Raw genomic sequence first — 25,420 nt, 5'->3', positions numbered from 1 at the left:
ATCTTGCTGAAACAGATTGCAGGCCGCTAGCTTCCTGGGAAATCGATCGCCCCTTCCCCTCAGGGAGCCCTCAGTGGCCGATACGCCGCTCCGCCCCCGGCGGAGCAGTCCCCGCCGCGGACCCGCCCGCAGACCCGGCCGCACGGCCGTCCTGCTGGCCGCCGTGCTCACCGCCGCCACCCTCGGCAGCGCCCCCGCGGCCCTCGCCGCCGCCCCGCCGCCCCCGCCCTCGGACGCCGCCCTGGCGGCCACCGCCGGGCGGCACGACCTCACCCGCGAGCAGTTCTACTTCGTCCTGCCCGACCGCTTCGCCAACGGCGACACCGCCAACGACACCGGCGGCATCACGGGCGGTCGGCTGGACAACGGCCTCGACCCGACCGACAAGGGCTTCTACCACGGCGGCGACCTGGCCGGCCTGATCCAGAAGCTCGACTACGTCCAGAACCTCGGCACCACCGCGATCTGGCTGGCCCCGATCTTCAAGAACAAGCCGGTGCAGGGCAGCGGGGCCGACGCGTCGGCCGGCTACCACGGCTACTGGATCACCGACTTCACCCAGGTCGACCCGCACTTCGGCACCAACGACCAGCTCAAGGAGCTGATAGCCAAGGCGCACGCGCGCGGCATCAAGGTCTTCTTCGACGTCATCACCAACCACACCGCCGACGTCATCGACTACGCGGAACAGCAGCACTCCTACCGCTCCACCGGCGCCTACCCGACCCTCGACGCGGACGGCAACCCGGTCGACGAGACCGCGACCGCCGACGCGAGCGCCCCCTGGCCGAAGATCACCAAGGACTCCTTCCCCTACACCCCGGTCCTGCGCCGGCCCGCCGACGCCACCGCCAAGACCCCGTCCTGGCTCAACGATCCGGCGCTCTACCACAACCGGGGCGACTCGACCTTCGTCGGCGAGTCCGCCACCGAGGGCGACTTCAACGGCCTGGACGACCTCGACACCCAGAACCCCAAGGTGGTCAAGGGCTTCGAGCAGGTCTACCAGCAGTGGGTCAAGGACGCCGGGGTCGACGGCTTCCGGATCGACACCGTCAAGCACGTCGACATGGCCTTCTGGCAGCAGTGGGCGCCCGCACTCAAGGACTTCGCCGCCAAGCAGGGCAACAGGAAGTTCTTCATGTTCGGCGAGGTCTACTCCGGCGACCCGGCCGTCACCTCGCCCTACGTCACCAAGGGCAGGCTCCAGGCCACCCTGGACTTCCCGTTCCAGGGCGCGGCCCGCTCGTACGTCTCCCAGGGCGGCTCGGCCCGCAACCTCGCCGACGTCTACGGCCAGGACTACCGCTACACCAGCGCCGACACCGACGCCTACGAGCTGCCGACCTTCCTCGGCAACCACGACATGGGCCGCTTCGGCTCCTTCCTGCTCGCCGACAACCCGGGCGCCGACGACGCCACCCTGCTCAGGAAGGACCGGCTCGGCAACGAGCTGCAGTTCCTCACCCGCGGCCAGCCCGTCGTCTACTACGGCGACGAGCAGGGCTTCACCGGCGCGGGCGGCGACAAGGACGCCCGGCAGGACCTGTTCGCTTCCAAGACGCCCTCCTACAACGCCGACCGGGTGCTCGGCGGCCCCTCGGGGGCGGCGGACCGGTACGGGCAGGGCGGCGAGCTCTACCAGGGCATCGCCGGCCTGGCGAAGCTGCGCCACGACAACCCGGCGCTCGCCGACGGCGCGCAGATCCAGCGCTACGCCGCCGACGGCCCGGGTGTGTACGCCTTCTCCCGGATCGACGCCGGGCAGCAGGTCGAGTACCTGGTGGCGGTCAACAACGCCACCGAGGCGAAGACCGTCACCCTGGACACCTTCTCGGCGGGGATGGGCTTCGACCCGATCTACCCCGCCGCCGGACCGCGGATCACCAGCGGCTCCGACCGCAAGGCGACCGTCACCGTTCCGGCGCTGTCCTCCGTCGTCCTCAAGGCCGCCGCCAGGCTCGCGCCGGTCGCCGCCGCGCCGCAGCTGTCGGTGCAGCCGCCGGCGGACGGTTCGACCGGGCTGGTGACGATCGGGGCGAAGGCGGACGGCGGCTTCAACCGCGTGACCTTCGCCGCGCAGACCGGCAACGGGCCCTGGCAGACGCTGGGCACCGCCGACACCGGGACGTACGCGGTGACCCAGGACCTGGGCGCCGCCGCCCCCGGCACGGTGGTGCGCTACAAGGCCGTCCTCCAGGACTCCAGCGGCCATCTGCGCTCCGCCACCGCGAGCTTCACCACCGGCACCCCCGCGCCCAAGCCGGTGCCCACCGCCGGCGCCCGCCCGTACGCCGTCGTCCACTACAACCGGCCGGACGGCGACTACGACGGCTGGAACCTGTACGCCTGGGGCGACCTGGCCGACGGCGAGGGCACCAGCTGGCCGGCCGGGCACCCCTTCACCGGGCGGGACGCGTACGGCGCCTTCGCCTACGTGCGGCTCAAGCCCGGCGCCTCCGACCTCGGCTTCATCGTGGAGAAGAACGGCGTCAAGGACGTCGACGCCGACCGCCACCTCAACCTGGGCAGCAGTGGCGAGGTGTGGTTGAAGCAGGGCGACCCGACCGTCCGCACCACCAACCCCGGCCCCACCGGCACCCCGCCCGCCGATACCGCCGTCATCCACTACAACCGGGCCGACGGCGACTACGACGGCTGGGGCCTGCACGACTGGACCGGCGCCGCCGCCCCCACCGACTGGGGCAAGCCGCTGCTGCCGGTGCGCCGCGACGCCTTCGGCGCCGTCTTCGAGGTGCCGCTCGCCCCCGGGGCGACCAGCCTCAGCTACATCCTGCACCACGGCAACGACAAGGACCTGCCCGCCGACCAGTCGCTGGACTTCGCCGTCAACGGCAGGGAGGTGTGGATCCTCGGCGGCCGCGAGGGCTACCTGCTGCCGCAGAACCCGGCCGCCGCCTCGCAGTTGGACCTCGGCAGCGCCAAGGCCCAGTGGATCGACGCGAGGACCGTCGTGGTACCCGCCGGCTACGGCGCCACCGACCAGGCGCTGGCCGGCGGCACCAGCGCCCAGCTGGTCTACGACCCCGAGGGCGGCATCCGTGCCGACAAGGGCGTGCTGACCGAGCCCGGCAAGTGGATCCGGCTCACCCCCGTCGCGGGCGGGCTGACCGACGCCCAGAAGGCCGCGTACCCGCACCTGGCGGGCTACCGGGCCTTCACCGTGGACGCCCGGGACACCGCGCGCGTCCCGGCGGCGCTGCGCAGCCAGCTGCTGTTCACCGAACACCTGCCCAGCGGCGCCGTGCTGGCCGGCACCGGGGTGCAGACCCCGGGCGTGCTGGACGACCTGTACGCCCGCCGCACCGGCAAGGTGGACTTCGGCCCGGCGTACTACGACGGCAAGGTCGCCCTCTCGCTCTGGGCGCCGACCGCCCAGCAGGTGTCCGTCCAGGTCTTCGACAGCGCCACCGGGGGCACCCCGAGGACGCTGCCGATGAAGCTGGACGACGAGACCGGGGTGTGGGAAGTCGTCCGGGACCGCAAGGAGTTGGACGGAAAGTACTACCTGTACCAGGTGAAGGTCTGGGCGCCCTCGGTGCAGCAGCTGGTGGTCAACACCGTCACCGACCCGTACTCGGTGGCGCTCTCCACCGACTCCCGGCGCAGCCTGGTCGCCGACCTGGACGCCAAGGAACTCAAGCCGGCCGGCTGGGACGACCAGGCCCGCCCGAAGGCCGTCCCGCCCGCGCAGCAGCAGATCCAGGAACTCCACGTCCGGGACTTCTCGGTGGAGGACACCAGCGTCCCGGCCGCCGAGCGCGGCACCTACCTGGCCTTCACCGAGTCGAACTCGGCCGGGATGCAGCACCTGCGGGACCTCGCCAAGGCCGGGGTGACGACGGTGCACCTGCTGCCGACCTTCGACATCGCGACCATCCGGGAGAACCGGACGGACCAGAAGCTGCCCGCCTGCGACCTCAAGTCCCTTCCCCCGGACGGCCCGAGGCAGCAGGAGTGCGTGGCGGCCGTGGCCGCCGACGACGCCTACAACTGGGGCTACGACCCGCTGCACTACAACGTGCCGGAGGGCTCGTACGCCACGGAACCGAACGGGACGGCGCGTACCGTGCAGTTCCGGCAGATGGTGCAGGCGCTGCACGCGGCCGGGCTGCGGGTGGTGCTGGACGTGGTCTACAACCACACCGCCGCCGCCGGCCAGGCCGACCACTCGGTGCTCGACAAGGTGGTGCCCGGCTACTACCAGCGGCTGGACGCCGACGGCAAGGTGACGACGGACAGCTGCTGCGCCGACACCGCGCCCGAACACGCCATGATGAACCGGCTGGTGGTCGACTCGGTGACGCTCTGGGCCCGGGAGTACCAGGTCGACGGCTTCCGCTTCGACCTGATGGGCCTGGACCCGAAGTCCACCATGCTGGACGTGCAGGCGGCGCTGCGGAAGATGACGCCCGAGTCGGACGGCGTGGACGGCAGGAACGTCTTCCTCTACGGCGAGGGCTGGAACTTCGGCGCCGTCGCGAACAACGCCCGGTTCCCGCAGGCCACCCAGGCCAACATGGCCGGCACCGGCATCGCCACCTTCGACGACCGGCTGCGCGACGCCGCCCGCGGCGGCAACTTCATGCTCGGCTCCGCGCCGAAGCAGGGCTTCGCCTCGGGCCTGTACACCGACCCCAACGGCTCGGCCGCGAACGGCAGCCCGCAGGAGCAGAAGGCCCGACTGCTGCACCAGATGGACCAGTTGAAGGTCGGGCTCACCGGCAACCTGGCCGGCTACTCCTTCACCGACAGTTCGGGGAAGGCCGTCACCGGCGCCCAGGTCGACTACAACGGCTCCCCGACCGGGTACGCGGCGAAGCCGGGCGAGGCGGTGGAGTACGTGGACGCCCACGACAACACCGACCTGTTCGACGCGCTCGCGTACAAGCTGCCGACCGCCACCGCGCCCGCCGACCGGGCCCGGATGCAGGCGCTCGGGCTGTCGCTGACCGCGCTCACCCAGGGCGCGGGCTTCGCCCAGGCGGGCAGCGACCTGCTGCGCTCCAAGTCGCTGGACTCCAACTCCTACGACTCGGGGGACTGGTTCAACGCGATCCACTGGGACGCCGCGCAGGGCAACGGCTGGGGCCGCGGCCTGCCGCCGGCCAAGGACAACCAGGAGCTCTGGCCGACCGCCGGGCCGCTGCTGGCGAACCCGTGGCTGACCGTGGGGGCGGCCGACATCCGGGCGACCACGGCGCAGTTCCAGGAGTTCCTGCGGATCAAGCAGTCCTCGCCGCTGTTCTCGCTGCCGACCCTGGCCGACGTCCAGCAGCGGCTGTCGTACCCGCTCTCCGGCACGCCCGGTGAGACGCCCGGGGTGATCACCCTGCACCTGGACGGCACCGGGCTGGCGGGGGCGGCGAAGGGCATCACCGTCGTCTTCAACGCCACGCCCACCGCGCAGGCGCAGACCGTGGCCGCCCTGAAGGGGACGAACCAGGCGCTGCACCCCGTCCAGGCGGGCGGGGTGGACCGGGTGGTGCAGCAGTCCGGCTTCGACGCGGCCACCGGCACGTTCACCGTGCCGGGTCGCACCGTGGCGGTGTTCGTGCAGGGCTGATCCCGCCCGCCCCGGCTCCCGGGCCCCGCACCGCCGTCCGGGCGGAGCGGGGCCCGGTTCCGTTCCGGCCGGGCCATTGAGGGCCCGGTTCCGTTCCGGCCGGGCCATTGAGGGCCCGGTTCCGTTCCGGCCGGGAAATGGCCGGAAACCGGCGGTGGCACGGCCGGAAGTGTGACGTGCCGCCCCGGTGCGGCGCTGCCGGGCCCCGATCGGGGCGGACGGCGGCCCTGACCGCTGGTCAGTCACCTCCGGTGGTGATCGAACTTTACCGGGGGTATGAAAACCGTGTTCAAGACTTCGTCATGCCGTAACACAACTGACTAAGCGTCCTGCATACGGTTTCGGTAAATAATCGGCCAATCAGTGGCATGCATCTGTCATTAACGGCGCGTTTGCTGCCACGATTCCTCCGGCTGCAGACGAGGGGGCCCCACCCCCCGGTGCAGCTGCCCGAGTTCAGGTGCAGCGCCTCCCGTACCGCATTGCACCGCTCCGCACCGCACGGCACCGCACGGCACCGCACGGCAAGGCACTGCAACGCCGACGCAAAGCGCAACGCAATGCCATGCAAAGCACCGCAACCGCACCCCCGTTGCACCCGGCGGGGGCCCCCACTGCGCCGCAACCGCGGCCCAGGTTCTCTCCACCGCGCACGCCGGGTCGATCCACCCGGTCTGCCGGTCGGAAAAGGAGTCCGCATGTCACGTCACGCCCACGTCCGGAAGGCAGCGGTTGTCATGGCCGCCACCACCGCGCTGCTGGTCACCGGCATACCGGTGATCGCGCAGGCGGCTCCGGACGCGCCGACCGCCGTCGCCACCCAGCAGGCCAGCCGGGCCGCGCTGATCGCCTCCGCGAACCAGCAGACCGCCTCCCTGGCCCAGGCGCTCGGTCTGGACGGCAAGGAGCAGCTGGTCACCAAGGACGTCGTCCAGGACGCCAACGGCGCTCGCCACCTGCGCTACGAGCGCACCTACGCCGGGCTCCCCGTCCTCGGCGGCGACCTGATCGTCCACCAGGACTCCGCCGGCGCCACCAAGAGCGTGACCAAGGCCAGCGAGGCCAACCTCGCGGGCGTCGACACCACCCCCGCGCTGGCCGCGCCGAAGGCCCAGGAGGCCGCGCTCGCCGCCGAGCAGGGCACCGTCGAGGGCGCGCCCCGGCTGGTCGTCTGGGCCGCGGACGGCACCCCGAAGCTCGCCTACGAGACCGTGGTCAACGGCCGCGAGTCGGACGGCACCCCGAGCAAGCTGCACGTCGTCACCGACGCCAAGACCGGTGCCGTGCTCAGCAAGGCGGACGGCATCAAGCGCGGCAGCGGCAACGGCGTCTTCGTCGGCACCGTCCCGCTGACCACCACCCAGAGCGGCTCCACCTACTCGCTCAAGGACGCCACCCGCGGCGGCCAGTACACCACCGACATGAAGAACGGCACCTCCGGCAACGGCACGCTGTTCTCCAAGTCCTCCGACACCTGGGGCAACGGCCAGGCCAGCAACCGTGAGTCGGCCGCCGTCGACGCCCAGTACGGCGCCGCCGCCACCTGGGACTTCTACAAGAACACCTTCGGCCGCAGCGGCATCAAGAACGACGGCGTCGGCGCGATGAGCCGGGTGCACTACGACACCGGCTACGTCAACGCGTTCTGGGACGACGGCTGCTTCTGCATGACGTACGGCGACGGCTCCGGCGACACCCACCCGCTGACCGAACTCGACGTCTCCGGCCACGAGATGAGCCACGGCGTCACCTCGGCCACCGCCAACCTGAACTACTCGGGCGAGTCCGGCGGCCTCAACGAGGCCACCTCCGACATCATGGGCACGATGGTCGAGTTCTACGCGAACCTGCAGAAGGACGTGCCGGACTACCTCATCGGCGAGCTCATCGACATCAACGGCAACGGCACGCCGCTGCGCTACATGGACAAGCCCTCCAAGGACGGCACCTCGGCCGACTCCTGGTACTCGGGCGTCGGCAACCTGGACGTCCACTACTCGTCCGGCGTGGCCAACCACTTCTTCTACCTGCTGGCCGAGGGCAGCGGCGCCAAGGTGATCAACGGCGTCAGCTACAACAGCCCGACGGTCAACAACATCACCGTCACCGGCATCGGCCGCGACAAGGCGGCGCAGGTCTGGTACAAGGCGCTCACCGCCTACATGACCTCCACCACCGACTACGCCGCCGCCCGCACCGCGACCCTGAACGCGGCCACCGACCTGTACGGCGCCAACAGCGCCGAGTACAACGCGGTCGCCACCGCCTGGGCCGCCGTCAACGTCGGCTCGCTGCCCAACCCGGGCGGCGTCAGCGTCACCAACCCGGGCAACCAGTCCACCGCGGTGGGCGGCTCGGTCAACCTGCAGATCAAGGCCTCGGGCGGGACGGCGCCGCTGTCCTACTCGGCGAGCGGGCTGCCGGCCGGCCTGGCCATCAACGCCTCGACCGGCGTGATCACCGGCTCGCCGACCGCGGCGGGCAGCTCCAACGTGACGGTCACGGTGAAGGACTCGGCCGGCAAGTCCGGTACGACCAGCTTCACCTGGACGGTCACCGGTGGTGGCGGCGGCTCGTGCACCCCGGCCCAGCTGCTCGGCAACCCGGGCTTCGAGACCGGCACGGCCGCGCCGTGGACCGCGTCCAGCGGCGTGATCGACAACGGCTCCTCGGAGCCGTCCCACGGCGGTAGCTGGAAGGCGTACCTGGACGGCTACGGCAGCACCCACACCGACACGCTGTCCCAGACGGTGAGCATCCCGGCCGGCTGCAAGGCCACGCTGAGCTTCTGGCTGCACATCGACACCGCCGAGACCGGCAGCACCGCGTACGACAAGCTGACCGTGTCGGTCAACGGCACCACGCTCAAGACCTACTCGAACGTGGACGCCGCGGCGGGCTACCAGCAGCGCACCTTCGACCTCTCGGCCTACGCGGGCCAGACGGTCACCGTGAAGTTCACCGGCACCGAGGACTCCTCGCTGCAGACGAGCTTCGTGATCGACGACACCTCCGTCCAGACCGGCTGAGGTCGCACCGGCTCCTGAGGGGCCGGTGAACCAGGACAGGTGAGGGGCCCGGCGGCTACGGCTGCCGGGCCCTTGTCGTGCTCCGGGGCGGGGCTCTGGTGGGGCTTTGCTCGGGCTCTGCTCCGCGTTGATGCAGAAACGTATCTCCCGGGACCTTGACGGTCTGTTCCGGTCGCCCTAGGTTCAGCGCTGCAAGTTTCCGGCAAGTTACAGAAGCTTCTTGCAGTTTCGCCCCCGGCTGCCCCCACCCCAGCCACCCCCAGGAGACAACGTGGTCGCCACCCCCACCCGCAGGCCCGCCCGTAGGCCCGCCCGCACGGCCGGTGCGCTCGCCGCCTCGGCGGCGCTCGCCCTCTCGCTCGGCACCGCCCTCGGCGCCCCCGCCGCGCAGGCCGCCCCGCCCGCGAACAACGGCAAGGACGTCACCGCCACCCTCTTCGAGTGGCGCTTCGACTCGGTCGCCCAGGCCTGCACCACCACCCTCGGGCCGAAGGGCTACGGCTTCGTCGAGGTGTCGCCGCCCCAGGAGCACATCCAGGGCCCGCAGTGGTGGACCTCGTACCAGCCGGTCAGCTACCGGATCGCCGGACGGCTCGGCGACCGCACGTCCTTCAAGAACATGGTGGACACCTGCCACGCGGCCGGGGTGAAGGTGATCGCCGACGCCGTCGTCAACCACATGACGGCCGGCTCCGGCACCGGCACCGGCGGCACCGCGTACACCAAGTACAACTACCCCGGCACGTACCAGGACCAGGACTTCCACAGCTGCCGCCAGCCGATCAGCAACTACCAGGACCGCAGTAACGTCCAGAACTGCGAGCTGGTCAACCTCGCCGACCTGGACACCGGCAGCGACCACGTCCGGACCACCATCGCCCACTACCTGGACGACCTCGGCTCGCTCGGCGTCGACGGCTACCGGATCGACGCCGCCAAGCACATCGCCGCCACCGACCTCGCCGCGATCAAGGCCAAGATGGCCAACCCCGGCGCCTACTGGGTGCAGGAGGTCATCTACGGCGCGGGCGAGCCCGTCCAGCCCACCGAGTACACCGGCAACGGCGACGTCGACGAGTTCCGGGTCGGCACCGACCTCAAGCGCGTCTTCACCGGCGACAAGCTCGCCAACCTCAGCACCTGGGGCGCCTCCTGGGGCTACCTGCCGAGCGGCCAGGCGCGCAGCTTCGTCGACAACTGGGACACCGAGCGCAACGGCTCCACCCTCAACTACACCTACGGCAGCACCTACACCCTGGCCAACGTCTTCCTGCTGGCCTCGACCTACGGCTCGCCCAACGTCTACTCGGGCTACGGCTTCACCAGCAACGACGACGGCCCGCCCAACGGCGGCACCGTCAACGCCTGCTACCAGGACGGCTGGAACTGCACCCACGCCTGGCGGCAGATCGCCAACATGGTCGGCTTCCGCAACGCCGTCGCCGGCACCGGGGTGACCGACTGGTGGTCCAACGGCAACAACGCGATCGCCTTCGGCCGCGGCAACCGGGGCTACGTCGCGATCAACCACGAGAGCGGCGCGATCACCCAGACCTTCCAGACCGGGCTGCCGGCCGGGACGTACTGCGACGTCCAGCACGGCGACCCGCAGCCCGGCGGGGGCTGCACCGGTCCGACGTACCAGGTGGGCGCCAACGGGCAGTTCACCGCGACGGTCGGCGCGGGCGACGCGGTGGCGCTGTACGTCCAGCCCGGCACGGCGGTGTCCGGCGCCTCCTTCAACGTCAACGCGACCACCTCGTACGGGCAGAACCTGTACGTGGTCGGCGACGCCGCGGCGCTCGGCGGCTGGGACCCGGCCAAGGCGCTGCCGCTGTCCTCGGCCGGGTACCCGGTCTGGTCGCTGGCGCTCTCGCTGCCGGCCGGCACGTCCTTCCAGTACAAGTACCTGCGCAAGGACGCGAGCGGGGCGGTGACCTGGGAGTCCGGCGCCAACCGGACGGCGACGGTGCCGGGCTCGGGGAACGTCACCCTGAACGACACCTGGCGGCCGTAGCGCTCTGCGCGCCCGCGCTCTGCTCGTCCGTACCCGAGACCCCCGTCAGCCCACGGCTGACGGGGGTCGCCCGTGTGAGTGGCCGCACCGTTTCAAACCTCCCGGGCCGACCACCAGCGTCTACCGGTTGGAGCGGCGGGACGGCGGGCTGCGGTACCGCCACTCGCACGACGAGTGAGCGCCCTGCTGCCGGGCGCTCCCGAGGGCGGGCCCGGGGGCGGGCCTCAAGGGCGGCCTCAGCCCCGCCCGATGTACGGCATCGTCGTCGCCATCACGGTGGCGAACTGCACATTGGCCTCCAGCGGCAGCGCCGCCATGTGCCGCACGGTGCGGGCCACGTCCGCCACGTCCATGGTCGGCTCGGGCGCGATCCGGCCGTCCGCCTGCCGCACCCCGGCGCTCATCGCGGCGGTCATGTCGGTCGCCGCGTTGCCGATGTCGATCTGGCCGCAGGCGATCCGGTACGGGCGGCCGTCCAGCGAGAGCGACTTGGTCAGGCCGGTGACCGCGTGCTTGGTCGCGGTGTAGGCGATCGACTGCGGACGCGGGACGTGCGCGGAGATCGAGCCGTTGTTGATGATCCGGCCGCCCTGCGGGGACTGGGCCCGCATCTGCCGGAAGGCGGCCCGGGCGCAGAGGAAGGCGCCGGTCAGGTTGAGGTCGACCACCGCCCGCCAGTCCTCGACCGCCAGCTCGTCCACCGGGACGGCCGGGCCGAAGGTTCCCGCGTTGTTGAACAGCAGGTCCACCCGGCCGTGGTGCTCGACGGCCGTCGCGAACAGCGCGTCCACCGCGGCCGGGTCGGTGACGTCGGTCGGCACCACGTCGGCGGGCAGCACGCCCGCGGGGAAGGCCGCGGCCGTTCCGTGCAGCTGCTCGGCCCGGCGTCCGGCCAGCACCAGCCGCCAACCGGCCGCGGCCAGCTCCACCGCGACGGCCCGGCCGACGCCGCTCCCGGCTCCGGTGACGACGGCGATCTGCTCCAGCATGGCGCTCTCCTCGGTGGCTCGGCGGTTCGGCGGTTCAGTGGTTCGGCGGTTCAGTGGTTCGGTACCGGTACGGTCACACTCTTCCCGGAGCCGGTCGAAGAGCGTGCCGAAGCGATCGTTCCGGATGTGGAGGCCACCGTCACTGGGCAAAGCATCCAAAACCCGGACGGCCGGACGGGCCGGTGCCCGTGCTCCCCGCCGTGCGGCCCCCGCCGTCCGGCGGGCACGGTGAAGGCCTTTACCTGATCGCGAACAAACATTGGATTTCCGGTGGCCACCTCGCAACCGGCCCGCCCCGGGCCACGTCATAAGATCGCAGGAAGGTGCCCTTCCGCGACGGACGGCGCACCACCGCTCCGGGGACCGCACAGCGCCCGCGCCCCCGGGCCTGTCCGGCCCCACCGGGGGGCCGCCGCCCGGTCAGACGGACCGGGCGCGACATCGGTCGGAGAGTCCTCACCGTGCTTAGGCAGTCGTCCCGTTCCCGTGCCGTCCTGACCGGCGCCGCCGTGCTCACCCTGGCCGCCTCGCTCGCGGCCTGCGGAGGGTCCGACGGCGGGAAGGGGAACGGTTCCTCGGCCGACGGCACCCCGGCGGCGACCACCGGAGCGGGCAGCCCGAGCGCCACGGGCAGCGCTGCCCCCGGGACGCCCGCCGCCGACCAGCCCACCCCGGGCGGCGGGAAGGTGCTGATGCCGACCGGCCCGGCCGCCAGCCTCAACAAGGTCCGCGACACCGCCGCCGGCCCGATCATGATGACCAAGGTGACCGGCGCGAAGTCCGGCGTCACCGGCCAGGTCTGGGTCTGGCTGCCGCCCGAGTACAACGACCCCAAGTTCGCCAAGACCGGCTTCCCGGTGCTGACCCTCTACGCGGGCGGCCAGAGCAACGGCTACAACACCTGGACCGACAACCAGCTGCCGATCCAGGAGGTGGACGAGCAGCTGGCCAAGCAGGGCAAGGCCCACCCGTTCATCATGATCATGCCGGTGCAGAACTTCAACAGCGACGAGAAGAACGCGCTGGACTGCTCCGACATCCCGGGCCAGCCGAAGATGGGCACCTGGATGGCCGAGGACATCCCGGCCTGGGTCCGCGCCAACTTCCGCACCTTGAAGGGCCGCGACAGCTGGGGCGTGATGGGCGCCTCCACCGGCGGCTTCTGCAGCGCCAAGATGGCCCTCCAGTACCCGGACGTCTACAAGGCCGCCGTGCCGATCGACGGCTACTTCATCCCGGACTCCGGGCTGTGGAAGGGCCACGACGCCGAGAAGGCGGCCAACAACCCCAACCTGCTCATCACCCAGGGCAAGGCCGACGTGAAGATGTACGTCACCGCCGGCGGGGCCAACGGCTACGAGAAGGACCTGGTCAAGAGCTGGGTGGCCAAGGCCGTCGCCCCGGTGACCATCCAGTACTACGAGCAGCCCGGCGGCAAGCACCTGACCTCGGACTTCAAGAAGATGATCCCGGACACCCTGCAGTGGCTCAGCGCCAACCTGGAGGGCCCGGCCTCGGAGTGATCCGGGGCTCCTGGGAGGGGCGGTCGCAGCAGCCGCCCCGCCCCCGCGCAGGCCCCCGCGCAGGCCCGTGACCTGCGCGTCAATCGGACATTGATTCGCTTCTGATCGACTGCGAGCACCTTGGATGGGGCGGTCCTCACCGGCCGCCCCTCCGTCCTCACCAGCCGTGAAGAGAGTGCCATGCCGATCCACCTGCTGCCTCCGCCCGCCGTCTCCGTCCCCGCCCAGGGGGAGACCGGAGTCGACCCCCGGGACGCGTACGGGCCGGCCACGGACGAGGAGCCGGTCACCGTCCGGTTCGCCGGCCTGCGGCTGGTGCACGCCGCCCTGCGCCGGGACCTCGCACGACTGCCCAACGCGCTGCGGCTGCTCCAGCCCGACGAGGAGGACAAGGGCGAGGCCGTGCTGCGGCACTGGACCTTCATGACCGCCATGCTGACCTGCCACCACGAGCAGCAGGACACCCGGATCTGGCCGATCGTGCGGCGCTTCGCGCCCGAGCTGCGGCTGCTGCTCAACTGGCTGGAGGCCGACCACCACAACCTGGACCACTCCTTCACCCGGGTCACCACGCTGGTCCGGATCGCCAGCCGGGACACCGGCAGCGCCTGGCCGGTCGCCTACGCGATGGAGGACCTGGCCGCCCGGCTGGAGACCCACCTGCGGATCGAGGAGCGGCAGTTGCTGCCCAGGATGGAGCTGGTGGTGCCCGACAGCTCCCGGCTCGGCGGCCTCGCCGAACTGCTCGACCTGCTGCGCGGGGCGGACGGTCCGGGTACGGCGGACGCGCTGGCCTGGCTGCTGGACGGGGTCGACCCGGTGCTGGTGGAGCGGCTGCTGGCCGAGTGCGACGACGACGTGGCCCGCAACTGGCCGCACTGGCAGGCGACCTACCAGCGCTGCACCGCGCCGCTGTGGGGGGCGGCGGGCGAGGGCGCGGCCGGCGGCGGCCTGGGGAGCCTGGTCGACTGAGCGCCGGTCCTTTCGCGGGTCGTCGATCTACGCGCGTGGCACGTGCCGAAGACATATGCCCGCGCCCGGCCGAGCCGCGTCGGAGCCGTGACCCCAGCCCGCAGCACACGTTGGCGCTCCCCGGCGCGCGGCCGCGCCTACTCCGGCAGGCGGTTGAGCCACTCCAGCGGAGCGACCCGGATCGCCGTGTGCGGCGAGCCGTCCCACTCCACCGGAAGGCCGACCGCCTCCACCGCGGCCACCACGGCCCGGCCGATCTCCACCGTCCGCTGCTCCGCGGCCCCGTCCGGCTCCTCCCCGGTGTGGAAGCCGCCGTAGCGCAGCATCAGCCCGCGCCCGGCCGCGGCCGCTTCGGTGTCCTGCTGGTGGAAGAAGACGAAGCCCCGCGAGTCCTCCTCCGCCTCGCCGCCGATCTCCGCGTAGCCGCAGGCGGCGCAGCAGGTGAAGTCCATCGCCGCGACGATGCCCTGGTCCTCCAGGAGGTCGAAGGCCTGCGCCAGTCGGTCCACGTCCGTGAGCTCCGGCCAGTGCGCCTGCTCGGCCAGCCGTTCCTCCCACAGCGGAGCGACGATCCGCTCCGCCTCCTCCTGCGTCAGCCCCTGGTCGTCGAGGACCTCGACCAGGGACTCGGCTATCTCGTCCGGCTCCTGGAAGCCGCACCGGATCAACTCGCGAGCCCGCTCCTGGGCTTCGAGCAGCACGTCGGGGGTGAGTGCCGTGTCCTGGGCCATGCCCGCATCCTGGGTCATGTCCGCATCCTGGCACCCGGCACTGACAATTCCGGACCGAGGCCACCACCCGTGCGCTACCGTCCGGCGGTGACCTCTCTGCTGCAACCCCCGCTGATCACCCGGCTGCTGGCCGCCGAGCGCATCCTGGTCGCCGGCGCCGGCGGCGGTTTCGACGTCTACGCCGGACTCCCGATCGCCCTGGCCCTGCGGGCCGCCGGCAAGGAGGTGCACCTGGCCAACCTCTCCTTCACCCACCTCTACGGGCTGCCCGGCGAGGTCTGGCACGAGCCCGACGTGGCCAGGATCGGACCCGATACCCCCGCGCCCGAGGGCTACTTCCCGGAACGCACGCTGGCCCGCTGGCTGCGGCTGCACGGGATGCCCGACACGGTGTGGGCCTTCCCGACGGTGGGCGTCAGACTGCTCCGCGAGGCCTACCGCAGACTGGTCGCCCACCTGGGCGTGGACGCGGTCCTGCTGGTGGACGGCGGCACCGACATCCTGATGCGCGGCGACGAGATGGGACTCGGCACGCCCGAGGAGGACATGGCGAGCCTGGCCGCCGTGGCGGGCCTGACGGAGGTGCCGGAACGGCTGGTCGCCTGCCTGGGCTTCGGCATCGACGCCCACCACGGCGTCAACCACGCCCTGGTGCTGGAGAACCTCGCCGCGATCGACCGGGCCGGCGGCTACCTCGGTGCCTTCTCCATCCCGCGCGGCAGCCGGGAGGGCGCGCTCTACCTGGACGCCGTCGAGCACGCCCGGGCCGCCTTCCCGAAGCACCCCAGCATCGTCAACGGCTCGGTGGCGGCGGCGCTGCGCGGCGAGTTCGGCGACGTGCAGTTCACCGAGCGGACCAAGGGCGAGCAGCTCTTCGTCAATCCGCTGATGACGCTCTACTTCGGCGTCACGGTCGAGGCGCTGGCCGCCGAGAACCGCTACCTGGACCGGCTGGAGCACACCGTGGTGACCCGCCAGATCTCCACCCTGATCGAGGAGTTCCGGGACGAGCTGCCCAGCCAGCGGCCGCCCCGGCAGTTCCCGCACTGACCCGGGGCCGTCGGCTGCCCGGTGCCGCCGCGGCTCAGTGCGGTGCGAGCCGGAACTCCAGGTTCCCGAACCGCACCTGGTCGCCCGGCCGTACCGGGATCCCGCCCGCGATCCGCCGCCCGTTCACATGGGTGCCGTTGGTCGACCCGAGGTCGTACAGCACCCAACCGCCGTTCTCGTGCCGCAACTCAGCGTGGTGCCGGGAGACCGAGGCGTCGTGCAGCCGCAGCCCCGAGCCGGGGATCCGGCCGATCGTCAGCAGTCCCGCCCCGGCCTGCGGCAGGCTCAGCCCGGGCAGCCGCTCGGTGCGCCAGGCCCGGTTCAGCCGGGTGCCGAAGGCGGAGGCCCGGCCGACCGTCCGCAGGACGAAGCGCTCGACCGGCCCGCCGGTGGGCAGCCCGGCCACCGCCGCGTCCAACTCGCCGCGGCTGGTGGCCTGGAGGACGATGTCCATCCGCCCGAGGAAGGTGTCGTGCGACAACCGGCCGCTGCCCGCGCCGTCCCGGAGCAGCCCGAGCGCCTGGTCCCGTTCGGCGTCGGAGGGCCGGACGGCGCCGGTGGGGAGCTCAGGCTGCGTCATGGCCCGATTGTCGGTTCGACCGGCTTCGACTGTCCAGATCGCGCGGGGTACCGGCGCGGGGTTCGTACCTCACTGTGCGACAGACGCCCGCTCCACCTGCGCGGTTCCCGCTCCGCCGGGGTGCTTCCCGCCCGGCCGTCGCCCGGCCGCCGCACGTCGCCCGGGGCGGGCGGTCAGCCCTTCCGGGCGGCGGCCAGGATCTTCTCCGTGGTGTGCAGGAACCGGGAGGTCACCGCGCCCCGGTACGACTTGCCGAACATCTCTCTGGTGACCCACTTGCCGTCCTGGAGGTGGACCACCACGTACGCCGCGCCCGGATCGGTGCCCAGCACCTCGAAGTCGCCCTTCGGCGAGCGGTGCGGCCCGGCGAGCTCGGCCGGCAGCGGCTCGGAGAGGAAGGCGATCACCAGCCGGACGTCCGGGGTGACCTCGACGCCCCGGAACGGCTCGGCGGCGAGCAGCGCGGCCACCTCGTCGACCGTCCGCAGCAGCACCGGCACCGGGTAGCCGAGCGCCTGCTCCAGGTGCGCCTCGATCCGCGCGGTCAGCGCGGCCCGGTCGGGTTCGTCGGTGCGGAAGAAGACGTTCCCGGTCTGGATGTACGAGCGGACGTCGCCCAGCCCCAGCTCGGTGAAGAGCGCCCGCAGCCGCTCCATCTTCACCGTGCGGCCGCCGACGTTGATGGCGCGCAGGAACGCGATGTACTGGGTGGAGGCGTTCGACGCGTTCGTGGACGCGGATGATCTTGTGCTGGTCACCCCGCCAGTCTGGCACCGCCCGCCGACAACGCCCGCCCGTCGAATCCCGCCGTTCGTACCCGGCGGTCGTCAGTGCCGGGTGCCAGACTGGCGCCATGGCTACCTGGCAGGATTTCGAGCACGAGGAACCCGAACTCGCGGCCCTGGTACGGGCCCGTTTCGACGCCAACAAGCACCACGTTCTGGCGACGCTGCGCAAGGACGGCTCACCCCGGGTGAGCGGGTCGGAGGTCGACTTCGTCGGCGCCGACGCCTGGCTCGGGTCGATGTACGGCGCGGTCAAGGCGCGCGACCTCCAGCGGGACGCGCGGTTCGCGCTGCACGCCCACCCGGGCGACGAGACCATGGCCGGCGGGGACTCCAAGCTCTCCGGCCGCGCGGTGGAGGTCACCGACGAGAACGAGCTCGCCGCCTTCGCGGCCGACCTTCCGGAGCCGCCGCCCACCCCGTTCCACCTCTTCCGGCTGGACATCCAGCAGGTGGTGCACACCAGCCTGGACGGCGACGCCCTGTGGGTCCTCAACTGGCACCCGGGCCGGCCGGTGGAGCGGACCCAGCTCCACTGACCGATCGGCCCGGAACGCTACCGCCGCCCGGAGCGCCCACGGCAGAACGGAACGCCTACCGCAGGCCGTACCGGCTGCGACCGACCTTGACGCCTACGGCAGAACCGACTTGAGCGCCTCGGGAGTCCGGGCCACGACGGCGTGCCCGTCGTCCGCGGTGATGATCGGCCGCTGGATCAGCACGGGGTGCTCGGCCATCGCCGCGATCCAGCGCGCCCGCTCGCCGGCCTCCCGGGGCCACCCCTTCATCCCCAGCTCCTTGGCGACCGGCTCGTCGGTGCGGGTGATGTCCCACGGCTCCAGGCCCAGGCGCTCCAGCACCTGCTCCAGCTCGGCCACGGTCGGCGGGTCCTCCAGGTAGCGCCGCACGGTGAACTCCGCCCCGGCGGCGGTCAGCTCATTGAGCGCCGTCCGGCACTTGCCACAACGCGGGTTGATCCAGATCTCCATACCGTCCAGCCTATCCGCGCCGCAGCCCGGCTCCGGACCGTCAACGTCGCCGGATCCCGCCGGCGCCGGGAACTCCGCCGTGCCCGCCCGCTGTTCACGAACCAGGAACCAGCACGTCGGCAGGAACCAGCACGTCGGAGGGGAGCACCAGATGGACGGCGCCGCGATCATCGAGCAGCTGATGACCACGGAGGTCAGGACCGACCCGTACCCGCTCTACGCCAGGGCGCACCAGCTCGGCCCGGTGGCCCCGGCCGGGGACGGCATGTTCGTGGTGAGCGGCTACGCGGCGGTCAACAGGGTGCTCCGCACGCCCGCCTTCGGCGTCGCGACCGCCGACATGACGGCCGGCCTCGCCCCGGAGTTCGCCGAGCACTCCTCGCTCGCCCTGTTCGGCCGCTCGATCCTCCAGCGCAACGCCCCCGACCAGCCCCGGGTCCGCTCGCTGATCGCCTCGGTGTTCACCGCCCGCCGGGTCGCCGCCCTGCGCCCCGCGGTGGAGGCGGCGATCGGCCGGCTGCTGGACGGGATGGCCGAGCAGGGGGCCGACGGCTCCCCGGTGGACTTCATGGACGCCTTCGCCTTCCGGCTGCCCGTCGGCGTGATCTGCGAGCTGCTCGGCGTGCCCGAGCAGGACCGCTACCGCTTCCGCGACCTCGCGTCCGACCTGACCGTCGCCCTGGAGGTCACCCAGGACTTCGACGAGCTGGACGCCGCCGACCGGGCCGCCGACGAGCTGTCCGACTACTTCACCGCGCTGATCGCCGAACGGCTGGCCCGCCCGCAGGACGACCTGGTCAGCGACCTGGCCCGGATCGCCGCGGAGGACGGCGGGCGGCTGTCCGGAGCCGAGCTGCTGGCCAACCTGGTGCTGCTGCTGGTGGCCGGTTTCGAGACCACCACCAACCTGCTCGGCAACGGCCTCGCCCTGCTGTTCCGCCATCCCGAGGTGGCCGCCGGACTGCGCAGCGGCGCGGTCACCCCGGCCGGGTTCACGGACGAGGTGCTGCGCTTCGACTCCCCGGTCCAGGCCACCGCGCGGGTCGCCCTGGAGGAGGGCCTGTCGGTCGAGGGGCTGCCCGTCCCGGCCGGCAGCGGCCTGACCCTGCTGATCGGCGCGGCCAACCACGACCCGGCCCGGTACGAGCGGCCGACGGTGTTCGACCCGTCCCGTACGGATAGCCAGCCGCTCAGCTTCGGCGGTGGCACCCACTTCTGCCTGGGTTACCAGCTGGCCCGGCTGGAGGGCGAGCTCGCGGTGCCCGCCCTGCTGGATCGTTTCCCCAGGCTCGCCCAGGGCGGTGTCCCGACCCGGCGTGACCGCCTGGTCCTGCGCGGTTACGAGACGCTGCCGGTGACCGTCCGGTGACCCTCGGCTGACCGACCGCCGACCGACCGCTGACCCTCCGCTGACCCTCCGCTGACCCTCCGCAGACCGTCCGCTGACCGTTCGCTCCCGGCCCGGGCCGCCCCGGCCCACCCGCCGGAACCCGGGACGTTCGGCCATTCGTGACCGGGCCGTCCGTGGGGGAGCATGGAGGGACGAATCCGGTCATCCCTGGCGAAATCGCCCAGGCCCGGTCAGCAGGAGGTCCCCGCCGTGTCCGCCCCCCGCCCGCCGCAGCTCGCGGTCGCGCAGTCCCGGGTGCCGCGCTGGGTGCCCTGGCTGCCGGTGGTCCTGCTGCTCCTGGACCTGGTCACCGAGGCCGTCGTCCCGGACGCGGTGGCGGCCGGTTTCCTGCTCACCGCCCTGCCCGTGGTGGCCGCGTTCAGCTACGGCCCGGTGCTGACCGCCACCAGCACGGGCGGCGCGCTGGCCCTCCAACTGCTGCTGGCCCTGCGCGCGGGCCACGTCAACGAGCAGCACCACGTCTGGGTGTACATCGCCACCGCGCTGTCCGGGGTGATGGGCACCGCCCTGTCCTGGCAGCGCACCCGGCAGAACCGCACCCTGCTGCAGGCCCGCACCGTCGCCGAGACCCTGCAACGCACGGTGCTGCGACCGGTGCCGGAGCGCGCCGGCGGCCTGCGGGTCGCCGGGCTGTACCGCCCGGCCCAGGCCGAGGTGCTGGTCGGCGGGGACCTCTACGAGGTGTGCGACACCCGCTTCGGCGTCCGGGTGCTGCTCGGGGACGTCCGCGGCAAGGGCCTCGGCGCGGTCCGCACCGTCGCCGACGTGCTCGGCGCCTTCCGGGCGGCCGCCCACGACACCCCGGGCCTGGTCGAGCTCTCCGACCAGCTGGACCGCGCGGTGCTGCGCGACGCGGCCGACTGCGGCGACGACGAGCTGTTCGTCACCGCCGTCCTGCTCCAGTACCGCCCGGGCACCGACTGCGTGGAGTTCGTCAACCGCGGCCACACCACCCCGTTGCTGCTGGGCCGGGGCACCATCGCCCCGGTGGCCTGCGCCGACGACCTCCCGCTCGGCCTGGGCCACCTCCGCCCCGAGGACGAGCCCGCCAAGCCGACGACCGTCGCCCTGCCCCCGGGGTACACCGTCCTGCTCTACACCGACGGCGTCAGCGAGGCCCGCGACGCCACCGGGGCCTTCTACCCGCTCGCCCCGCGCCTGGCCGCCCTGGACAGTACGGCGCCGGAGCGAGTGGTGTCCTTCCTCGCCCGGGACGTCCACCAGTACGCGGGCCTGCTCGCCGACGACCTCGCCGTGCTCGCCCTCACCCCCGAGTAGCCCCGGCCCACTCCCACAGGTTCGCGAACAGCACCGCCTGCTCCCGCGCGTCGTCCAGCGCGTGGTGGGTGTGCGGCAGGTCCGGCAGCAGCTCCGCCGGCATCGACCGCTTCCCGATCCCGGCGAACGGCACCCCCGCGCGCGCCGCGTACAGCGTCTTGAGGTCCAGGCACCCGGAGTGCCCGAACGGGCTGGAGCCGGTGAACCGCATCAGGTACCAGTACAGGAACTGCCAGTCGTACACGGCCGGGTACGCCACCATCACCGGCCGGTACCGCAGCCCGTCCGGCCCGGTCCGCACCCGCTCCACCCAGCGCCCGAACTCCCGCAGCGCCACCCCGGGCTCCGCCCCGCCCGCCTCCAGCGCGGCCCGCTCCAGCCCCGACACCGCCAGCGCCTCCGGCACCCACTCCGCACTGATCGGCCGCAACTCCCGGTAGAACCCCGCCGCCCCCGCCCCCACGACGTCCGCCCGCCGAAACCCCGCCCCGTCGTCCCACCCGGCCACCACCGCCCCGAAGCTCACCATCGAGTACGGCCCCGGAATCGGCCCGTCCGCCTCCACGTCCACCGACACGTACACCGTCGGCGCCACCCGCTCCTTCTTCCCCATCCCCCCATCCAACCGCCCCCCGCAACCCCATTTCCGCCCACCGCCTCTCCAGCAAGGCGCCGCCCTCACCGCATCGCTCCATCGGGGCAAACCGGGCGTCGGGAGCTGGTACAACAGGACGGAGGGTGCCGGTCGGCACGTTCTGCTTCTCCGCGTACGGGCACCGGACGGGTGGACGGGGGTAGGGGTGGGCATTCAACCGCGGTTCCGGCGTGCGGTGGCGCAGCAACGACGCTTCGTGGACCGGCTGGCGGCACTCGAGGCGTTCCGGTCGGAGCTGGAGTGGACGGAGTCGGACCACGCGGACCCGGAACCCCGGGTGCTGAACCTGACCGGGGTCGGGGGCATCGGGAAGTCGCGGCTGCTGCGCGAGTTCCGGACGCAGTGCGCCGACGGCCACCGTACGGCCCTGCTGGACCTGCAGAACCCGGTGATGCGCCAGCAGGAGGACGCGCTCGCCGCGCTGCGGGTCGAACTGGGCTCCCAGGGCGTGCAGTTCGACCGGTTCGACATCGCGTACGCGGTGCTGTGGCAGCGGCTCCACCCGCATCTGCGGATCAACCGCAAGGACCTCCCGTTCGTCGACGCGAGCGAGGTCCTGACCCAGGTGGTGGACGAGCTGACCGGTCTGCCCGTCTTCGGCAGCGCGGTCGGCCTGGTGAAGCTCACCCAGTTCGCGGTGCGCAGCGGTCGGCGGCGCCGGACGATCCGTCAGGACGAGACCCTGCAGCACCTGGACGGCCTGTCCAACGCGGACCTGGTCGACGCCGTGACCTTCCTGTTCGCGGAGGAGCTCCGGGACGGCAGCCGGGCGAAGCCGTACGTGGTCTTCGTGGACGCCTTCGAGGCCCTCGTCCCCACCCCCGTGCGCTCGGGGCGGGTGGCGTCCGCCGACGCGTGGCTGCGCGACCTCATCGCCCAACTCGACCGCGGCCTGGTCGTGGTGGCGAGCAGGGAGCCGCTCGGGTGGAACGCCTACGACCCGGCCTGGGCGCAGATCATCCGCTCGCACCGGATCGCGGGCCTGCCGATGGAGGCCCGGCTGGAGCTGCTGGAGCACTCGGGCATCGGCGAGGGCGCCGAGCGGAGTGCCATCGCGGAGGCGAGCGTGGGGCTCCCCTTCTACCTCCACCTGGCGATCGACACCCGCACCCAGCAGCCCGCCGCGGCCGCCGGGCGGGCGGCCCGGACCGCCGTGTCGGCCGAGGAGATCCTCCAGCGCTTCCTGGCGCACGTGGCCGCGGACGAGATCCGACTGCTCGAAGTGCTCTCCGCCGCCCGGCAGTTCGACTACCCGCTGTTCCGGCACCTGGCCCGGAGCTTCGACCTGCCGGGCAACCGCCTGGTGTGGGAGGCGCTGACCTCCTACTCGTTCGTCCACCGCGCCGAGGACGGCTTCCACCGTCTGCACCAGCTGATGCTGGCGGCCCTGCGCGGTCGCCTCTCCCCGGCGGCCCAACGGGAGATCCACACCGTCCTGTTCGGCTACTGGGAGCACCACGGCGCCAAGGGCGTCGCCGCGGTCCCGGCACAGCGGACCGAGGGGGAGACGGCGGTCGGCGGGCCGGAGGCCGCCCGACGCAACGTCCGGGCGCTCCAGGAGGCCGTCTACCACGGGCTGCGGGCGCAGCGGCTCAGCGGGCCGGACGTGCTGGACCACGCCGATCGCGCGCTACGGCACGGTGGGCGGCCCACGGTGGAGGGCATCCTGCGGGACCTGCGCGGCCACCTGGCCGCCGGCCCGGCCGCCGACCCCGAACTGTCCGAGACGGCGCTCTGCCTGGAGACCGAGGCCGCGGTCCTGATGGGGGACGCTAGTACGGCCAACCACCTGACGCCCGAGGCGACGTGGCCCCTCGCCACGACCGTCGGCGCCCGCCTGGCGGTGGCGGCGGCCAACGGGCGCCGGATCGCGGGGCGCACGGCCGAGGCGCTGAGCCTGTACGGCCGGGTCTGGGACGAGCACGACGGCGCGACGCGGCTGACGGCCGGACTGTGGGCCGCCGACCTGCACATGTGCCAGGGGCGCTTCCTGGACGCCGACTCGCTGGCTGCGCGCATCCAGGCCGATGCTCCGGACGACGCGGCGGAGCTGCGGGGCGACGTCGCCAGGCTCCGCCACCTCGCCCACCGGTTCGCCTTCGACTGGGACGCCTCCCTCCGCCACCTCCACGAGGCCGAGCGCGAGTACCAGCGGGCCGGCTCCCTCGTCGGCTCGGCCAACATCCTGGTCAACCGCGCCGAGCTGCTGGCGCTCACCGATCCCGGGGCCGGGGTGCGGGAGGCCTCCGCGGCGATCGAGGTGCAGCAGGGGATGGGCGCCCTGCACGAGCTGGGCAAGGCCTACACCGCGCTGGCGGGTGCCCTGCTCAACCTCGGGCGCACGGAGGAGGCGGCGGCCGCGCTGCAGTCGGCCTGCCACCACCTGGAGCGGGCCCACTACCGTTCGGGGCGGGCGCGCGCGGAACTGTTCCGCGCCCACCTGCACGCCCGACGCGGCGACGGCGCGGCCGCCGACCGCTCGGCCCGCTGGGCGATCGCCGAGTTGGAGACCGCCGAGGTCTATCCGACCCTGGTGCTCGCGGCCTGCCTGCTGACCGAACGGCTGGGTACGGCGGACGACGCGATCGAGCGCGCCCGCTCCCGGGCGCGCGCCGCGATCCAGCCCATCGACTCGCTGGCCGCGGTCGAGGACCGCATGGCACGCGTCATCTTCGCACTCGTGGAGGGCACCCCGTGAGCAACGATCCGATCACCCTGTACCGCACGGCACTTCGGGCCACCGACGGCGCCTCCGGGTACTACAACCACAACCTGCGGGTCGACACGGTCGACGGCGCGCCGGTCCTGGTCCGCATCCCGATCCCGGGCGCCGCCACGATGGACCTCGCCGTCTGGCCCGAGGACGCCGTCCTGGCGGCCGCCGGCCGGTACGTGCGCAACGTCCCGCAGGTGGTGCACACCAGTGCCGAACCGCGGTTCCAGATCCACGAGTTCGTCGAGGGGCAGCTGCTGGAGGACACCGCCCCGCGGGGCACGCCCGTACCGCGGCACGTGCTCACCGACGTCGTGCGCTTCTTCGCGGAAGCCGCCCGGGTGCCCCTGGACGACCTGCCGCGGCTCCCGGCCGACTGGCCCCAGGGCGGGGACACCCCCGGCTTCGCCCGGCGGCTGTCCGACGTGACCCGAGGCGTGCACGACCGGTACACCGCCGAGTACGCCGACCTGTTCGCCGCGCTCGGCTTCCCGGCGGACCCGCTGCGCCCGGCGCTGGACGGCTGGGCCGGCCTGCGCCCCCGCTGCTTCGGCCTGGTCCACGCCGACCTGCACCGCAAGAACCTGCTCCTGCGCTCCGGGCAGACCGTCTTCCTCGACTGGGAGCTCGCCCTGTGGGGTGACCCGCTCTACGAGCTCGCCGTCCACCTCCACAAGATGGCCTACCTGCCGGAGGAGGAGAAGGAGGTCGTCGAGGGCTGGGCCGAGCACTTCGGCCGGAGCGCCCCGGGCTGGCAGCAGGACCTGCCCCGCTACCTGGCCCACGAGCGGATCAAGTCGGCGGTCGTGGACGCCGTCCGCTACACCGGGGAGATGACCGACGACTGGGACGACCGGGCCCGCCGGCATGCGTTCTGCACCCGGCTGGCCCGCAAGGTGAACCGCGCCAGGCCGTACTGGGGCCACCACGAACCGCTCACCGACCGGGCCGTCCACGACGCCGTCGCCGCCTGGCACGCCGCCCACCCCCGGCCCTGAGTGGCCGTAGCGATTCCCCCGGGGACCTGCCCGGGGCGGTCCCGCGGCGCGCGCACGCGATCACCGCCGCCCGGAGCGTGATCCGGCACCCCCGCCCCCGCCCGGCGTCCTGG

The 25,420-nt window shown here is 72.6% G+C and carries 17 protein-coding genes; 11 read left to right on the top strand and 6 right to left on the bottom strand.

Annotated elements, in window-relative coordinates:
- Positions 1-73: 73 nt before the first annotated feature.
- The 3 genes from pulA (at position 74) to AB0F71_RS04585 (ending at position 10,633) form a co-directional block, all read left to right on the top strand.
- Positions 74-5,587, top strand: a complete 5,514-nt coding sequence (gene pulA, locus AB0F71_RS04595) for a pullulanase-type alpha-1,6-glucosidase (protein WP_360228075.1) — start codon at positions 74-76, stop codon at positions 5,585-5,587.
- Between the two features lie 698 nt (positions 5,588-6,285).
- Complete coding sequence (locus AB0F71_RS04590) at positions 6,286-8,616, top strand: M4 family metallopeptidase (protein WP_360228072.1); 2,331 nt, start codon at positions 6,286-6,288, stop codon at positions 8,614-8,616.
- A 271-nt stretch (positions 8,617-8,887) separates the two neighbouring features.
- The gene (locus AB0F71_RS04585) at positions 8,888-10,633 is read left to right on the top strand and encodes a carbohydrate-binding module family 20 domain-containing protein (protein WP_360228069.1); all 1,746 of its coding nucleotides are present in this window, start codon (positions 8,888-8,890) and stop codon (positions 10,631-10,633) included.
- Between the two features lie 236 nt (positions 10,634-10,869).
- Here AB0F71_RS04585 and AB0F71_RS04580 read toward each other — a convergent pair whose 3' ends face one another.
- Positions 10,870-11,622 (bottom strand): SDR family oxidoreductase, encoded by a 753-nt coding sequence (locus AB0F71_RS04580; RefSeq protein WP_360228066.1) that lies wholly within the window; start codon positions 11,620-11,622, stop codon positions 10,870-10,872.
- A gap of 461 nt (positions 11,623-12,083) precedes the next feature.
- Between AB0F71_RS04580 and AB0F71_RS04575 the strand changes: the two genes are divergently transcribed.
- Both AB0F71_RS04575 and AB0F71_RS04570 read left to right on the top strand, forming a co-directional pair.
- Positions 12,084-13,145, top strand: a complete 1,062-nt coding sequence (locus tag AB0F71_RS04575) for an alpha/beta hydrolase-fold protein (RefSeq protein WP_360228063.1) — start codon at positions 12,084-12,086, stop codon at positions 13,143-13,145.
- A gap of 180 nt (positions 13,146-13,325) precedes the next feature.
- On the top strand, positions 13,326-14,117 hold the full coding sequence (locus AB0F71_RS04570) for a hemerythrin domain-containing protein (RefSeq protein ID WP_360228060.1): 792 nt from the start codon (positions 13,326-13,328) through the stop codon (positions 14,115-14,117).
- Between the two features lie 137 nt (positions 14,118-14,254).
- Here AB0F71_RS04570 and AB0F71_RS04565 read toward each other — a convergent pair whose 3' ends face one another.
- The gene (locus AB0F71_RS04565) at positions 14,255-14,866 is read right to left on the bottom strand and encodes a hypothetical protein (protein WP_360228057.1); all 612 of its coding nucleotides are present in this window, start codon (positions 14,864-14,866) and stop codon (positions 14,255-14,257) included.
- A gap of 69 nt (positions 14,867-14,935) precedes the next feature.
- Between AB0F71_RS04565 and AB0F71_RS04560 the strand changes: the two genes are divergently transcribed.
- Positions 14,936-15,898, top strand: coding sequence for a DUF1152 domain-containing protein (locus AB0F71_RS04560; protein WP_360228054.1), 963 nt, complete (start codon positions 14,936-14,938; stop codon positions 15,896-15,898).
- 34 nt (positions 15,899-15,932) lie between these two features.
- Here AB0F71_RS04560 and AB0F71_RS04555 read toward each other — a convergent pair whose 3' ends face one another.
- Together AB0F71_RS04555 and AB0F71_RS04550 are read right to left on the bottom strand one after the other, a co-directional pair.
- Positions 15,933-16,478 carry a DUF1707 and FHA domain-containing protein gene (locus AB0F71_RS04555; protein WP_360228051.1) on the bottom strand — a complete coding sequence of 182 codons (546 nt, stop codon included), beginning with the start codon at positions 16,476-16,478 and terminating at the stop codon, positions 15,933-15,935.
- Between the two features lie 173 nt (positions 16,479-16,651).
- Positions 16,652-17,236 carry a DUF1697 domain-containing protein gene (locus tag AB0F71_RS04550; protein WP_360228048.1) on the bottom strand — a complete coding sequence of 195 codons (585 nt, stop codon included), beginning with the start codon at positions 17,234-17,236 and terminating at the stop codon, positions 16,652-16,654.
- 95 nt (positions 17,237-17,331) lie between these two features.
- On the opposite strand from AB0F71_RS04550, the gene AB0F71_RS04545 reads away from it, so the two are divergent.
- A complete protein-coding gene (locus AB0F71_RS04545; RefSeq protein WP_360228045.1) occupies positions 17,332-17,802 on the top strand; it encodes a pyridoxamine 5'-phosphate oxidase family protein in 471 nt (156 codons plus the stop codon).
- A gap of 93 nt (positions 17,803-17,895) precedes the next feature.
- Here the strand turns inward: AB0F71_RS04545 and AB0F71_RS04540 are convergent, their stop codons facing one another.
- Positions 17,896-18,252, bottom strand: coding sequence for an arsenate reductase family protein (locus AB0F71_RS04540; RefSeq protein ID WP_360228042.1), 357 nt, complete (start codon positions 18,250-18,252; stop codon positions 17,896-17,898).
- A gap of 151 nt (positions 18,253-18,403) precedes the next feature.
- Between AB0F71_RS04540 and AB0F71_RS04535 the strand changes: the two genes are divergently transcribed.
- Both AB0F71_RS04535 and AB0F71_RS04530 read left to right on the top strand, forming a co-directional pair.
- Positions 18,404-19,621, top strand: coding sequence for a cytochrome P450 (locus AB0F71_RS04535; RefSeq protein WP_360228039.1), 1,218 nt, complete (start codon positions 18,404-18,406; stop codon positions 19,619-19,621).
- A 231-nt stretch (positions 19,622-19,852) separates the two neighbouring features.
- Entirely contained in the window at positions 19,853-20,941 is a 1,089-nt protein-coding gene (locus tag AB0F71_RS04530; RefSeq protein ID WP_360228036.1) for a PP2C family protein-serine/threonine phosphatase, read from the top strand.
- Here the strand turns inward: AB0F71_RS04530 and AB0F71_RS04525 are convergent.
- Positions 20,928-21,554 (bottom strand): exonuclease, encoded by a 627-nt coding sequence (locus AB0F71_RS04525; protein ID WP_360228033.1) that lies wholly within the window; start codon positions 21,552-21,554, stop codon positions 20,928-20,930. The genes AB0F71_RS04530 and AB0F71_RS04525 overlap by 14 nt on opposite strands.
- 217 nt (positions 21,555-21,771) lie before the next feature.
- On the opposite strand from AB0F71_RS04525, the gene AB0F71_RS04520 reads away from it, so the two are divergent.
- Positions 21,772-24,294, top strand: coding sequence for a hypothetical protein (locus AB0F71_RS04520; protein WP_360228030.1), 2,523 nt, complete (start codon positions 21,772-21,774; stop codon positions 24,292-24,294).
- Positions 24,291-25,307: a phosphotransferase gene (locus tag AB0F71_RS04515; RefSeq protein ID WP_360228027.1), complete on the top strand. Its 1,017-nt coding sequence runs from the start codon at positions 24,291-24,293 to the stop codon at positions 25,305-25,307. The genes AB0F71_RS04520 and AB0F71_RS04515 overlap by 4 nt, the downstream gene beginning before the upstream one ends.
- Positions 25,308-25,420: the final 113 nt, after the last annotated feature.

Origin of the sequence: Kitasatospora sp. NPDC028055 (assembly GCF_040637885.1) — a bacterium.
Taxonomy (GTDB): Bacteria; Actinomycetota; Actinomycetes; order Streptomycetales; family Streptomycetaceae; genus Kitasatospora.
This window is presented reverse-complemented; position numbering and strand designations above follow the sequence as displayed.

Bases quoted from the DNA above. Each gene is read 5' to 3' on its own strand.
- AB0F71_RS04590 (WP_360228072.1), top strand. From the start codon at position 6,286: ATGTCACGTCACGCCCACGTCCGGAAGGCAGCGGTTGTCATGGCCGCC.
- AB0F71_RS04580 (WP_360228066.1), bottom strand. From the start codon at position 11,622: ATGCTGGAGCAGATCGCCGTCGTCACCGGAGCCGGGAGCGGCGTCGGC.
- AB0F71_RS04570 (WP_360228060.1), top strand. From the start codon at position 13,326: ATGCCGATCCACCTGCTGCCTCCGCCCGCCGTCTCCGTCCCCGCCCAG.
- AB0F71_RS04565 (WP_360228057.1), bottom strand. From the start codon at position 14,866: ATGACCCAGGATGCGGGCATGGCCCAGGACACGGCACTCACCCCCGAC.
- AB0F71_RS04555 (WP_360228051.1), bottom strand. From the start codon at position 16,478: ATGACGCAGCCTGAGCTCCCCACCGGCGCCGTCCGGCCCTCCGACGCC.
- AB0F71_RS04545 (WP_360228045.1), top strand. From the start codon at position 17,332: ATGGCTACCTGGCAGGATTTCGAGCACGAGGAACCCGAACTCGCGGCC.
- AB0F71_RS04540 (WP_360228042.1), bottom strand. From the start codon at position 18,252: ATGGAGATCTGGATCAACCCGCGTTGTGGCAAGTGCCGGACGGCGCTC.
- AB0F71_RS04535 (WP_360228039.1), top strand. From the start codon at position 18,404: ATGGACGGCGCCGCGATCATCGAGCAGCTGATGACCACGGAGGTCAGG.
- AB0F71_RS04525 (WP_360228033.1), bottom strand. From the start codon at position 21,554: ATGGGGAAGAAGGAGCGGGTGGCGCCGACGGTGTACGTGTCGGTGGAC.